Origin of the sequence: Porcibacter vitabionis (assembly GCF_046263795.1) — a bacterium.
GTDB lineage: Bacteria > Bacillota > Clostridia > Lachnospirales > Lachnospiraceae > Lachnocurva.
On the sequence record NZ_JBJYZD010000002.1, the window covers coordinates 135,469 to 147,909 of the forward strand.

The 12,441-nt window shown below is 47.0% G+C and carries 14 protein-coding genes; 13 read left to right on the forward strand and 1 reads right to left on the reverse strand.

Going from position 1 to position 12,441, the window contains the following annotated elements; translation table 11 throughout:
• Positions 1-10 precede the first annotated feature (10 nt).
• The 12 genes from miaB to ACKX2L_RS02285 all read left to right on the forward strand — a co-directional run bounded on the left by miaB (position 11) and on the right by ACKX2L_RS02285 (position 11,537).
• Positions 11-1,432 carry a tRNA (N6-isopentenyl adenosine(37)-C2)-methylthiotransferase MiaB gene (miaB, locus tag ACKX2L_RS02230; RefSeq protein ID WP_497550609.1) on the forward strand — a complete coding sequence of 474 codons (1,422 nt, stop codon included), beginning with the start codon at positions 11-13 and terminating at the stop codon, positions 1,430-1,432.
• 7 nt (positions 1,433-1,439) lie between these two features.
• A complete protein-coding gene (locus ACKX2L_RS02235; RefSeq protein WP_497550608.1) occupies positions 1,440-1,850 on the forward strand; it encodes a NusG domain II-containing protein in 411 nt (136 codons plus the stop codon).
• A 74-nt stretch (positions 1,851-1,924) separates the two neighbouring features.
• A complete protein-coding gene (locus ACKX2L_RS02240; protein ID WP_497550607.1) occupies positions 1,925-2,452 on the forward strand; it encodes a Gx transporter family protein in 528 nt (175 codons plus the stop codon).
• Positions 2,449-3,075, forward strand: a complete 627-nt coding sequence (gene ruvA / locus ACKX2L_RS02245; RefSeq protein WP_497550606.1) for a Holliday junction branch migration protein RuvA — start codon at positions 2,449-2,451, stop codon at positions 3,073-3,075. Before ACKX2L_RS02240 ends, ruvA begins: the two co-directional genes overlap by 4 nt.
• A gap of 57 nt (positions 3,076-3,132) precedes the next feature.
• Positions 3,133-4,134: a Holliday junction branch migration DNA helicase RuvB gene (gene ruvB / locus ACKX2L_RS02250; RefSeq protein WP_497550605.1), complete on the forward strand. Its 1,002-nt coding sequence runs from the start codon at positions 3,133-3,135 to the stop codon at positions 4,132-4,134.
• A gap of 38 nt (positions 4,135-4,172) precedes the next feature.
• Positions 4,173-4,604 (forward strand): cell division protein ZapA, encoded by a 432-nt coding sequence (locus ACKX2L_RS02255; protein WP_497550604.1) that lies wholly within the window; start codon positions 4,173-4,175, stop codon positions 4,602-4,604.
• A gap of 152 nt (positions 4,605-4,756) precedes the next feature.
• Entirely contained in the window at positions 4,757-7,030 is a 2,274-nt protein-coding gene (locus tag ACKX2L_RS02260) for a peptidase U32 family protein (protein ID WP_497550603.1), read from the forward strand.
• Positions 7,027-8,388: an FtsW/RodA/SpoVE family cell cycle protein gene (locus ACKX2L_RS02265; protein ID WP_497550602.1), complete on the forward strand. Its 1,362-nt coding sequence runs from the start codon at positions 7,027-7,029 to the stop codon at positions 8,386-8,388. Before ACKX2L_RS02260 ends, ACKX2L_RS02265 begins: the two co-directional genes overlap by 4 nt.
• Positions 8,385-9,920: a peptidoglycan D,D-transpeptidase FtsI family protein gene (locus tag ACKX2L_RS02270; RefSeq protein WP_497550601.1), complete on the forward strand. Its 1,536-nt coding sequence runs from the start codon at positions 8,385-8,387 to the stop codon at positions 9,918-9,920. The genes ACKX2L_RS02265 and ACKX2L_RS02270 overlap by 4 nt, the downstream gene beginning before the upstream one ends.
• A 27-nt stretch (positions 9,921-9,947) precedes the next feature.
• A complete protein-coding gene (locus ACKX2L_RS02275) occupies positions 9,948-10,352 on the forward strand; it encodes a hypothetical protein (protein ID WP_497550600.1) in 405 nt (134 codons plus the stop codon).
• Positions 10,340-11,155 carry a hypothetical protein gene (locus tag ACKX2L_RS02280; RefSeq protein ID WP_497550599.1) on the forward strand — a complete coding sequence of 272 codons (816 nt, stop codon included), beginning with the start codon at positions 10,340-10,342 and terminating at the stop codon, positions 11,153-11,155. The genes ACKX2L_RS02275 and ACKX2L_RS02280 overlap by 13 nt, the downstream gene beginning before the upstream one ends.
• A complete protein-coding gene (locus ACKX2L_RS02285) occupies positions 11,142-11,537 on the forward strand; it encodes a GerW family sporulation protein (protein ID WP_497550598.1) in 396 nt (131 codons plus the stop codon). Before ACKX2L_RS02280 ends, ACKX2L_RS02285 begins: the two co-directional genes overlap by 14 nt.
• Positions 11,538-11,699: 162 nt before the next feature.
• Here the strand turns inward: ACKX2L_RS02285 and rpmB are convergent, their stop codons facing one another.
• Positions 11,700-11,885 (reverse strand): 50S ribosomal protein L28, encoded by a 186-nt coding sequence (gene rpmB / locus ACKX2L_RS02290; RefSeq protein WP_497550597.1) that lies wholly within the window; start codon positions 11,883-11,885, stop codon positions 11,700-11,702.
• Between the two features lie 186 nt (positions 11,886-12,071).
• On the opposite strand from rpmB, the gene ACKX2L_RS02295 reads away from it, so the two are divergent.
• Positions 12,072-12,431: an Asp23/Gls24 family envelope stress response protein gene (locus ACKX2L_RS02295; protein ID WP_497550596.1), complete on the forward strand. Its 360-nt coding sequence runs from the start codon at positions 12,072-12,074 to the stop codon at positions 12,429-12,431.
• The last annotated feature ends 10 nt before the right edge of the window (positions 12,432-12,441 follow it).

Genomic DNA, 12,441 nt, shown 5'->3' on the forward strand with positions numbered 1-12,441 from the left:
AGGAAATGATATGCAGAATCAAGTTCAGATTCCAACCACTGAGCCGGAGCGCCAGTATTATTTTATCGGGGAGGCAAGGAAACTTCTGAAAAGAGAAGAGGAGGAGGCCGGTCGTAAGCTGACATTCCATGTGACAACTTTCGGCTGTCAGATGAATGCCAGAGATTCGGAAAAATTGCGTGGCATTCTTGAGGACATCGGTTATGAAAAGTCTGATTCCGAGAACGCTGATTTTGTTGTCTATAATACCTGTACCGTCCGGGAAAACGCTGATAACAGGGTTTTCGGAAGATTAGGCATACTGCATGGTTATAAGGAAAAGAATCCTCATATGAAAATCGCCATTTGCGGCTGCATGATCCAGGAAAAACAAGTGGTGGACAAGATCAAACAGAGTTATCCCTTTGTAGATATCATGTTCGGTACCCATAATATCCATGAGCTGGCGGAACTTCTGACAGAGAATCTGAAGACAGGAAAGAGAACGGTCCATGTCCTGGAAAAGGGCGATGAGCCGGTAGAAAATCTGCCGATTGACCGAACATATCGCTTTAAGACCGGGATCAATATTTCTTACGGCTGCAACAATTTCTGCAGTTACTGTATCGTCCCGTACGTTCGCGGAAGGGAGAAGAGCAGGGATCCCAAGGCTATTCTTTCCGAGGTCGAAAAGATGGTACAGGACGGCGTCAAAGAGGTCATGCTCTTAGGACAGAATGTCAATTCCTATGGAAAAGAGCTGGATCCTCCCGTTTCCTTTGCAGAACTGCTCCATGATGTAGATGAGGTAGAGGGGATCGAACGGATCCGCTTCATGACAAGCCATCCCAAGGATCTGTCCCAGGAATTGATCGATACCATTGCAAGTTCCAGGCATGTCTGTCATCATATTCATCTTCCGCTTCAGTCCGGTTCCAGCCGTATTCTGAAGGACATGAACCGGAGGTATACCAAGGAATCCTATCTGGATCTGGTTCGGCGGATCCGGGAAGCAATACCGGATGTTGCCTTGTCGACCGATATCATTGTCGGCTATCCGGGTGAGACAGAAGAAGACTTTGAAGAGACCATGGATGTGGTAAGACGTGTCCGTTACGACAGTGCCTTCACTTTCGAATATTCCAAGCGGTCCGGGACACCGGCGGCCGACCGGCCGGATCAGGTTCCGCCGGAAGTGGTAAAGGAGCGCTTCTCCCGCCTCCTTACTGAAGTCCAGAAGTATGGCAGAGAGCGGGCCATGGCCCTGGAGGGACAGACCGGAAAAGTTCTGGTCGAAAGTGTCAACCGGGAGACTCCGGGCTTTGTGACCGGACGATTAGAGAACAATTCGGTTGTTCATTTTCCGGGGAGTCCGGACCTCATCGGACAGATCGTTCCGGTCAAATTGACGGAATGCCATGGTTTCTATTATATCGGTGAGATGGAAGGATGAGTCTGGATTGGCGGGAAATATAGACCAAAAAAAGAAGTTCCATTATTTTGGCAAGGCAGACATCCTGTTGATCCTTCTGATGCTTCTTCTTACGGCTCTTTTATCTCTCTTCCCATTGCTCCAATCGAAAAAGACCGGAGCCAGAGTTCGGATCCAGGTCAAGGGAGAGACCTTTGGAACCTATCCTCTGAACAAGGACCGGACGATTCGAATTCAGAATAAGGAAGGAAAGAGGATCAATACCGTAAGGATCCAAAAGGGCTATGTCTTCATGGAGGATGCAGACTGTCCGGATCAGCTTTGTGTGAAAATGGGGAAAATTCATGCAGACGGTCAAAGCATTGTCTGTTTGCCCCATAAAGTTGTGGTCACAGTTCTGGGTGGAGAAGGATCCGACTATGATTCGATTGCGAATTGATGGGAAGCGAAGCATTATCGATCATATCAGGGAATCGAAAAGGACAAGAAAGGATCGTTTCAAATTCGTTTAAGATGGAAAAGTACAGATCAAATCGACCGGCCGAAAAAATAGTAATACTGGGAGCCTATCTTGGCCTTTCCCTGATGTTGTCCTATCTGGACAGTCTGATTCCGATTCCAATCGGGGTGCCGGGACTGAAGATTGGCCTGACCAATCTTTCTGTATTGATGATGCTGTATCGAACCGGTTTGCCGGATACGATTTTTGTCAGTATCGTCCGGATCCTGCTTTCCGGTTTTCTATTTGGGAATCCCTTCTCGATCCTTTACAGTCTCTCTGGAGGGATGGCCAGTCTCTTTCTCATGTATGGCTTGAAACGATGCAGGTGCTTTCGCCTTATCACGATCAGCATGGCCGGGGGCATGACCCACAATCTGGGGCAGATCATTCTGGCTTCCCTTGTGATGCAAAGTCCCGGTTTATATTTCTACTTCCCGATCCTTAGTCTGGGAGGAATGGCGGCCGGCTTTGTGATCGGGATTACTGCCGTGGAGGTCCTTCGGCGGCTGCCGGATCAGAAAGGAGTTTTCATTTCATGATTTCATATATTAACGGAAGTGTGGAAGAAATTCTATCGGATTCCATCATTCTGGACCATCAGGGGATGGGGTTTCAGATTTTTATGCCGACAGGGGACCTTGGCCGCCTGGAGCGGGGCAGACAGCTTCGTATCTATACTTATTTTCAGGTAAGGGAAGATGCCTTTGCTTTCTATGGTTTTCTGAAAAAGGATGAGCTGGAATTGTTTCGTCTTTTGATCGGAGTCAATGGAGTCGGCCCTAAGGCGGCTGTTACGATTCTTTCGACTTTGACGACGGATGACCTTCGTTTTGCCATTGCAGGAGGCGATGTAAAGCTCTTGTCTAAGGCTCAGGGTGTCGGCCAGAAGACCGCTCAGAGGATCATCCTGGATCTGAAGGATAAAATGGATCTTACTTCCATGCTGGAGCCGACCAATAACGGTCCGGTTTCCGAAGGAAATATAGACCCGGCAGGGAATCAGGGGAATCAGGAAAGGAAGGATGCTATCCTTGCTTTGGAGTCTCTGGGTTATTCTTCTACGGAAATTTTAAAGGCCATGAGTGACTTTCCGGCTGATACAAAGATGGATACCGAAAGCTGGATCCGGGAAATTTTAAAGAAGATCGGACTTAAGATCTGATCAATTGGAAAGATATTGCAAATCAGGCTGAAGATCTCATAAATAGCAGGAGCAGACATGGAACATCGGATCATATCAACACAGGTTCAGACAGAGGATGAGAAAGTCGAAAACTCTCTTCGTCCCAAAACACTGGACGAATATATCGGACAGGAGAAGGTCAAAAAAACCATGGCCATCTATATCCGCGCCGCAAAGGAACGCGGGGAATCCCTCGATCATGTCCTTCTTTACGGCCCTCCGGGACTGGGAAAGACCACTCTGTCGGAGATCATTGCTCACGAAATGGGTGTTCATATTAAGATCACATCGGGACCTGCCATTCAGAAACCGGGAGATATGGCAGCTATTCTGTCGAACTTACAGGAGGGGGATCTTCTTTTTGTTGATGAGATCCACCGCCTGAACCGCCAGGTCGAAGAGGTTCTTTATCCGGCCATGGAGGATTATGCCATTGATATTATGATCGGAAAAGGGCAGACCTCCCGGTCGATCCGCTTGGACCTGCCTCATTTTACATTAGTCGGGGCGACAACCAGGGCGGGACTTTTGTCCGCACCTCTGCGGGATCGGTTCGGTGTGATTTCTCATCTGGAGTTCTATACGCCGGAGGAACTGAAGACTATTATCTTAAGATCTGCTTCGAAATTGGATGTGAAAATCGAAGAAGAAGGTGCCTTGGAGATGGCAAGACGTTCCCGGGGGACACCGCGAATCGCCAACCGCCTTTTAAAGCGGGTCCGGGATTATGCCCAGGTCCGATACGACGGAACCATAACAAAGGAGATCGCCCGGGAAGCCCTGAAACTTTTAGATGTGGATTCCATGGGGCTTGATTCCACAGACCGCAATATGATCCTTACGATCATCGAAAAATTCGGCGGCGGTCCGGTCGGCCTGGATACGCTGGCTGCGGCCTTAAGTGAGGACAGCGGTACCATTGAGGAAGTCTATGAACCCTATCTGGTAAAAAACGGCTTCATCAATCGTACGCCCAAGGGAAGGGTGGCAACCGATCTGGCCTATGAACATTTTCATATTTCAAAAGCTGAGTATTAAAGGTATAATAAGATATTATTGAGGAGGATAGTTTTCGCATGTCAGCAAAAAAGAGTGTAAATGTCATTATCGGGGACAAGATGTATACCCTGAGCGGATATGAAGAAAAAGAGTATCTGGAGCAGGTTGCGTCCTATATTAACAGTAAGATCGAAGCTACCAAGCAGGTCCCCTATTACAGGAATCTGACAAACGATATGAGAACGGTGCTTTTGGAGCTGAATATAGCGGATGACTATTTCAAAGCCAGAGACCAGGTCCTTCATAGCGAAGAAACGATGAAATACAAGGATCAGGAGATCACCAATCTGAAGCAGGAGCTTGTATCTAACCAGATCCATACCCAGGAGCTGGAAGAAGAAAAAAAGGCACTGGAAGCAGAAAATCAAGAGCTGAGACTTTCGAAAAGCCGCTTGGAAGCATCTTTGGAAGATGCCCTGCTCGGGTCGAAAGCCGACAACAAAGATTGAAAACAGAGGAATGAAAACAAGTTATGAGGGGACAAAAACGATTGCGCTTTGTCCCCTTTTTCATTCCGTAAGTATCATGGAGTGGGACAGCTGCTTTTGACACATATATCAAATATTTTTGAGAGAATAAGGATACAATGTCTGAAAAAGGAATGGAATTACTAGCACCTGCCGGAAATCTGCAGGTCTTTAAAAGCGTTATCAATGCGGGAGCCGATGCCGTTTATTTCGGCGGCCCTTCTTTCGGCGCCAGAGCTTATGCCGGGAATCTTACTCTGGAAGAAAGTGCGGATGCTATCGATTATGCCCATCTGCATGGCAAGAAGGCCTATCTTACGGTCAATACCCTGTTAAAGAATCGGGAGATGGAAGAATTATATTCCTATCTTCGTCCCTTTTATGAAATGGGATTGGATGCGGTCCTGGTTCAGGATCTCGGTGTCCTTGATCTGATCCGGTCTTCCTTCCCGGGCCTGGCCATTCATATGAGTACCCAGGCAAGTATTACTACATCTCTGGGGGCTGGCTGGCTGAAAAGTTTAGGGGTCGAGCGGATCGTGGCTGCCCGGGAACTGTCTCTTCTGGAATTGAAAGAAATGTATCAGAACACCGGTATGGAAATTGAAGCATTCGTTCACGGTGCGCTTTGTGTCTGTTATTCCGGCCAATGCCTGATGAGCAGTTTCCTAGGCGGAAGGTCCGGAAACCGGGGGCGCTGCGCCCAGCCCTGCCGCCTGCCTTATCAGATCAAGGGGCAGAAGACACCGGGGTCCTATCTTTTAAGCCCCAAGGATTTCTGTCTGATCGATTTTCTGCCTCAAATGGATGCGGCCGGTGTCTATTCCTATAAGATCGAAGGGCGGATGAAATCCGAAGAATATGCGGCTACCGTTGTTTCCGTTTATCGGGAGGCCATGGATCGTTATCTTTCGGATGGGGCAGAGAATTATTCTGTCAGCAAAAGAGAACATGAATTATTACGGGACGCCGGCAGCAGACATGGCTTTACGGATCTCTATTTACGAGAGAGAAACGGAAAAGAACTGATGACCTTCCAAGATTCCAGTCATGAAGCAAAACTGGATTCGCTGCCCCTTTTGAAGGAGCGTAAGATCCCTGTGGAAATAGAGGCTTTGATCGAAAGTGGAAGGCCCATGTCAATTTCGATCCGCTGTCAGGGGAAAAGAGTCCAAAAACAGAGTATCAACCCTGTCGAAGTGGCAAAAAAGGCTCCTTTAAGCGAGGATAAGGTAAGAAAACAGCTGGAAAAGCTCGGTGGAACGCCCTATCTTTCGAAAAAGACAGATCTTAGTCTGTCCAGCGATGCCTTTGTTCCGGTCAGTGCCATAAACGAGCTCCGTCGGGAGGCCATTGAAGAATTGACCCGGCTTCTGATCCGGGAGAATGGTCCCTGTCTTTCAGAGCGGCAAAAGGCCGTGAAAGATTGGGAAGAAAAGAAGGAGAGAAGGACTTCTTCCTCCCTTACAGAAGGAAAAAAACCTTTGAAAAGCCCCGAATTTTCTCTAGCGAAAATTTCGAAAGAGGGCCCAAAAGTCTTTGTAAGTTTCTTACATGCAGATCAGCTTTTTCCTTTGGCAGAAAGTTTGAAAGGAATCCAGGCAGACTGGAATCTGATCCTTCCGGTAGAATTCCTTTTGAATGGAAAGGAAGGAAATGGTAAAAAAGATGTAAGGAAGGGGGATCTTTCTGACGGAAAGCATAAGGGGGATTGGGATGGCGTGGAATCCTTCCGAAAGCTTTGTCCGACTGCCCGCCTCTGGCTGGATCTGCCGGAGGTGGTAAGAGAGAGGGAAAGGAAACTTTTGGATCAGAACGTTATTCATTTTACGGGTTTTTCGGGTTTCCGCTGCCATTCTCTGGACGGCCTGGCCTATCTTTTAGATCGGGGGATCCCGAAGGAGCAGATCCTTCTCTCCAGCCGGATCTATACCTGGTCCGATCAGATCGTTTTGACCTTCCGTTCGATGGGGTTTTCCCGGATGGAGATGCCGGTGGAACTGACCGAAAAGGAACTGGCCCATCGGGACAATGAGACGTCGATCCTTCCGATCTATGGAAGACAGGTCCTTATGATCAAGGCAGACTGCACACACAAGAATCTAAAGGGCTGTGATAAGAAGTCAGAGATCCTAAGCCTGACAGATCGAAAGGGAAAGGATTTTCCTCTTTGGAACCGCTGCAGTGTCTGCACGAACTATATTTACAACAGTCTTCCGACCAGCCTCCTTTCCGATTTTCATGCGATAAAAAAACTGCATCCTTTGGCCTATGAGATTGCTTTGACACTGGAAGATCCCCATCAAATCAAAGAAATCGGACAGGCTTTTTCGGCCTTTCTGAGAGGGGAAAAGAAGGAGTTGTCCTTCCCGGTCACCAGAGGTCATTTCAGAAATGGAGTATTATGACAGAAGCTATTACAACGATATCTCGTTTTACATTATTATTGCTGCTTGTCATCTATATGTTTGACTCCTTTGCGGCATTAAAAAATGAGATCCGTCCCATCCGAAAGAAGCACTTGTTTCATCGGATGAATCTTACTCAGATCTTTTTCTGCATCAATGCGAATCTGGTTCTCTATTTGAATAGTCAGAAGGTCATGTATTTGATCCTTTTACTGGCGGAGATCCTCTTTACACAGATTCTCCAATTGATTTATAAGATCTTTTTCCCGCATTGTGAGAGGATTCTGGTCAATCACATGGGGATGCTTTTGACCATCGGTTTTATTATCCAGTCCCGTCTGAAAGTTGATACGGCCATCCGGCAGTTTGTGATTGCAAGCGTAAGTCTGGTGCTTACGGCATTTGTTCCTGCCATCATAAGGGCCGTCAGGGATTTCTCCCGATTTGAGCTTATTTATGCAATTTTCGGCATAGGAAGTCTGCTTCTGGTTTTACTTGCCGGGTCCTGGGAAGAGGGTGCGAAACTGGCCTTACGTTTCGGCGCTTTTCGCATTCAGCCTTCAGAACTGGTGAAGATCAGTTTTGTCTTATTCTTGGCCAGCGGTATGGAAGAAGCCCGAAATTCGGATCAGGAAAAGAAGATTCTTCTGGTAGTCTCGGCCATTGCCTTTCTTCATATCCTGATCCTTGTAGCCAGCAGGGATCTGGGGTCGGCCGCCATTCTTTTTGTGATCTATCTGATCCTTTATTATTGTTACAGCGGGAAATTTCGGATCCTTCTCCTCGGCGGCGGAGGGATCGGCCTTTTCTTACTTCTTGCCAATAAGCTTTTCTCCCATGTACATGCCCGGATCGTGGCCTGGCTGGATCCCTTGTCCGTCGTAGATACCTCCGGCTACCAGGTTTCGCAAGGCCTTTTCGCCATGGGGACCGGCGGCTGGTTTGGCTCCGGTCTCATGCAGGGCATGCCTGATAAAGTACCGGTTGTGACCAAGGACTTTATTTTTGCAGCGATCGGGGAAGAGTTCGGCGGACTCTTTGCCGTGATCCTGATTTTCATTTATCTGGCCTGCTTTATTCTTATGATGAATACGGCAGTCCGGGTGCGAGAGGAGTATCCCAGGCTGATTTCTACCGGTCTTGCCGTCTGCTATGGCTTTCAGCTTTTCCTTTCGATCGGCGGCGTGGTCAAATTTATACCCTCCACCGGAGTAACCATGCAATTCATAAGTTACGGCGGATCGTCACTCCTGTCCACCATGCTGATGTTTTCCATCATCCAGGGAATCACGATCCGGGACCTTGGATTTGGTAGAAAAGATTCTGATGGATCTTATGATGAGGAGGATTTTTCATGAGTCGAATGAATGACAGACATCGGAATCGCCGGGATCTTTATGATGTCGATGATGACTTGTATCTGGATCTTCCGGATATTCATATTCAAACCACAGAGAAAAAAGGGCGGAATCGTGGTAGAAGACCGGGGACCTCTACCCGGGAATATACGACGATCACCTATCTCTTTCTCTTCCTCTTTCTGGCTATGGTGGCTTACTTTGTCTATTTTCTGTCCTTTCAAAGTGAGGATTTCATTGCAAATTCCTATAATCCGCGGATGAACAATCTGTCTGCCAAAGTGATCCGGGGAAATATAGAGACCAGCGATGGAAAGGTCATTGCCACGACGACTGTGGCTGCTGATGGAACAAAGACCCGGTCCTATCCGGAAGGAGACAAATATTCCTTTGTTACCGGATACAGTGCAAAGGGGATGACCGGACTGGAAAAAAGCCAGAATTTTAAACTCCTGACCAGTCATACTTCTTTGATCGAGCACTTGCAGAATGCTTTGAAGGGACAGGAGAATACCGGTGATACCGTGATCACAAGTATTGACAGCAGGGTTCAGACAGCGGCAGATCAGGCCCTTGGTTCGGCTAAGGGAGCTGTCATTGCCATGGATCCCCAGACTGGCCGGATCCTCTGCATGGTCTCAAAACCTGATTATGATCCCAATACCATTGTTTCCGACTGGGACAAGCTGAATGATGCATCAAAAGATTCTTCTCCATTATTAAACCGGGCAACGCAGGGGCTCTATGCGCCGGGGTCTACATTTAAAATTGTAACCACACTGGAATACTTAAGAGAAGGAAATTCCGTGAATGATCCTTTCCATTGTGACGGTTCTTTTACTCATGACGGATATACAATCAGCTGTGCCGGCCATGAGGTCCATGGGGATGAGACAACAGAGAGCGCCTTTGTCAATTCCTGTAATGTGGCTTTTGCACAGATGGGTCTGAAACTGGACAGATCCGCCTGGAGAAAAACAGCGGACAGTCTGCTTTTTAATAAGTCCCTGCCATCTTCTATGGGAAGTACAAAAAAGAGCAGCTTTCAAATCAATGCAGATTCGGGCGATTCGGAAGTGATGTCGACGGCTTTTGGCCAGGGCAGAACAACTGTGACGCCGGCCCATATGATGATGATCACCTCTGCCATTGCAAATGACGGCCTTTTGATGAAGCCCACTCTGGTTCAGGCGATTTCCAGTGCCGATCGTGCTGTCGTGAAGGAAGAGGATGCGGTAAGCGAAAAGAGATTGATGTCAGAGGATGAGGCAGAAACTCTGCAGAACTTCATGCAGCAGGTGGCTGAGAAGTCAACGGCAGGAAAATTGCGTTCGGATTCCTATACCGCTTATGGAAAGACTGGCTCTGCAGAATACCAGACCGGTGTCAATAATACCCATTCCTGGTTTGTAGGATATGCAGACAATGGTCAGAAAAAGATCGCTATTGCAGTGATTGGTGAGAAAAAGGGTTATGGGGTTTCTTTTGCCGTTCCGGTTGCAAAAAGAGTCTTTGACGCATATCTGAAGTAAGGTATAATTGCTGCAGAGGGAAGCTTTATGACATTTTATTGTGATTTCACCGCAGGATCAGATGGACCTGGCGTTCAAGAACTGAAAAGGGTGGAGAAGGAGCAAAAAAGAAGAGAGGGATCCGGCTTTTTCGGAAAGTGCTTCCGGTCCTTTTCGCCGTCGGAAAAGAAAAAAAGGACTGTTTTTGGCTATGTAATCCTTCTTCTCTTCGATTCTCCGGAGCAGCTGGAAATCTACAGCCTGAGAGAGTATGCTTTCCGCCGGCTCTACTTACGAGACGGGCTCATTGTCGGCAGCGGTGAAACGCTCGATTCCTGCCTTGACCGGATCTATGAATTGGCCGAGGAGACTTATCAGAAAACCGGAGGACTGGAGATTCGAAAGGAGATTCTAAAGAAACAGGAAGAGAGGAAGAAACTATGGCAGTCTTGATCCTTTTTACTGTTCTGAAAGTCATCCTTTGGATCCTTCTTTTCCTTCTTGCTTTTCTTCTCTATTTTCTCCTGGTGCCCTGGAAAATCCGCGGACAGTTTCGATGGGAGGAAGAGGAAAAGCTCGCTAAATTTTCATTGAAAAGTTTTCTCCATTGCTTTCAGTTGAGACTTGGACTTTCAAAAGAAGAAAAAGTTCAATTGGAAGTCAGCTTCTTTTGGGGAATCTGGAAACTGTTTTCTTATCCGGGATCCAAACAAGAGACGAGTCATAAAAAAGGGATGAGTCATAAAAACAGCAAGCGGAATCGGAAGAGGACTGAAGAGAAAGCTGGAGAGAAAGCCGGAGAGAAAGCCGGAGAGAAAGACAGAGAAAAGTGCGTAAAGAGCAAGAAGAGTGAGAAGAGAAGAAAGAACACCAAGAATAAATTCCGGAAGATGATAAAGGTATTGTTTACGAACTCTTCCAAGGCCGCTGTCAAAAAGATCCTCCGGGAGCTGATTTCTTTTCTTCGAAGGCTGGGACTGCATTTTGATGAAACAGAAATTCATTTTGCCGGACCCGGACCGGATCGGACCGGACAGATCCTCGGGGGCCTTTCTATGATCCCCTGGATCTATCAGCCGGGACTTAAGATCCTGCCGGATTTTGCCGCAGATGATGCTTACTTTTCAGGACACGGGAAAATCAAAGGACATTTGCCGGTTGGTATCCTCCTTCTGATGGGGATCCGCCTGCTGATGGATAAAAATGTGCGAACCTTATTTCATACGATAGGAGGAAGGAACAATGAGCCAGAATAAGGAAAATGGAGAATTCAAGTCTACCGTGGAAACGCTTTTCTCCGGCATGGAGTCTTTTTTGACTTCAAAGACTGTGGTCGGTGAGCCGGTCACGGTAGGAGATACGATCATTCTTCCCCTGGTCAATGTCAGTTTCGGTGTCGGTGCCGGGGTCTTTGAACAGGAGAAGAGCAATAACGGGGGCGGCGGACTCGGCGGAAAGATGACTCCCAATGCTGTCATTATTATTCAGAACGGAAGCTCCCGTCTGGTTCGTATTGATCATCAGGATGGCTTGGATAAGCTTTTGAATCTGGTTCCGGATCTGGTCAATAAATTTGCGGATCTTGGAGGAAAGAATAAAAAGGCTTCTGATGCGGACAGCGAGACAGTAGATGAGTGAGAATTGATTTGATAGGGGATCCGTTACATGGCCGGATCCCTTTTTTTACAAGAAAAAAAGACCCGGGAAAAAAACCGAGTCAAAACCCACAAGAAAAAAAGATCCGGGTCAAAACCCGGATCTTTTTATTAGAATTAGATTCGCGAAATACTATTCTCGAGATTATGCACGCTCAACTGCGCCGGAACGAAGACAGGATGTACATACATAAAGTCTCTTAGGGGTGCCATTTACCAAACACTTTACAGACTTTACATTAGACTTCCACATCTTGTTTGATCTTCTATGAGAATGGCTCACCTTAATTCCAAAATGAGCTCCTTTTCCGCAAACTGCACACTTTGCCATTGCCTTACACCTCCTCGGATCGAATTTATGTATGGATTTGATGCCAAATCACAACGTGCTTATTCTAGCAAAGTAGAATTCAAAAAGCAAGTACTATAGAAAAATTTCGCCTTTGTTTTTTGAAACAAATGACTTATAATGATTTTACATTGTTGTTTATCGAAATCAAACAGTTTGGAGGTTCTTATGCAGGGACAGATGGAGACAACACTCGGGAAAGTAGTGATTGACAATGATGTCATTGCTGCATATGCCGGTTCGGTTGCCGTTGAGTGCTTTGGTATCGTCGGAATGGCTGCCGTAAATATGAAGGATGGTCTTGTAAAGCTTTTGAAGAGAGACTATCTCAGTAAGGGAATTACGGTTGAGACTCTGGATGACAATCAGGTCACACTGGATTTCCATGTCATCGTTGCTTATGGTGTCAGCATCAAGACGGTCTGTGATAACCTGATGGAGACGGTGAAGTATAAGGTGGAAGAATATACCGGTCTTAAGGTAAAGGAAATTCGTGTACACGTTGAAGGCGTACGTGTCATTGACTGAGGAGGTTCAT

Coding starts and splice junctions, on each gene's coding strand:
- miaB (WP_497550609.1), top strand. CDS start 11: ATGCAGAATCAAGTTCAGATTCCAACCACTGAGCCGGAGCGCCAGTAT.
- ACKX2L_RS02240 (WP_497550607.1), top strand. CDS start 1,925: ATGGAAAAGTACAGATCAAATCGACCGGCCGAAAAAATAGTAATACTG.
- ruvA (WP_497550606.1), top strand. CDS start 2,449: ATGATTTCATATATTAACGGAAGTGTGGAAGAAATTCTATCGGATTCC.
- ruvB (WP_497550605.1), top strand. CDS start 3,133: ATGGAACATCGGATCATATCAACACAGGTTCAGACAGAGGATGAGAAA.
- ACKX2L_RS02255 (WP_497550604.1), top strand. CDS start 4,173: ATGTCAGCAAAAAAGAGTGTAAATGTCATTATCGGGGACAAGATGTAT.
- ACKX2L_RS02260 (WP_497550603.1), top strand. CDS start 4,757: ATGGAATTACTAGCACCTGCCGGAAATCTGCAGGTCTTTAAAAGCGTT.
- ACKX2L_RS02265 (WP_497550602.1), top strand. CDS start 7,027: ATGACAGAAGCTATTACAACGATATCTCGTTTTACATTATTATTGCTG.
- ACKX2L_RS02270 (WP_497550601.1), top strand. CDS start 8,385: ATGAGTCGAATGAATGACAGACATCGGAATCGCCGGGATCTTTATGAT.
- ACKX2L_RS02275 (WP_497550600.1), top strand. CDS start 9,948: ATGACATTTTATTGTGATTTCACCGCAGGATCAGATGGACCTGGCGTT.
- ACKX2L_RS02280 (WP_497550599.1), top strand. CDS start 10,340: ATGGCAGTCTTGATCCTTTTTACTGTTCTGAAAGTCATCCTTTGGATC.
- ACKX2L_RS02285 (WP_497550598.1), top strand. CDS start 11,142: ATGAGCCAGAATAAGGAAAATGGAGAATTCAAGTCTACCGTGGAAACG.
- rpmB (WP_497550597.1), bottom strand. CDS start 11,885: ATGGCAAAGTGTGCAGTTTGCGGAAAAGGAGCTCATTTTGGAATTAAG.
- ACKX2L_RS02295 (WP_497550596.1), top strand. CDS start 12,072: ATGCAGGGACAGATGGAGACAACACTCGGGAAAGTAGTGATTGACAAT.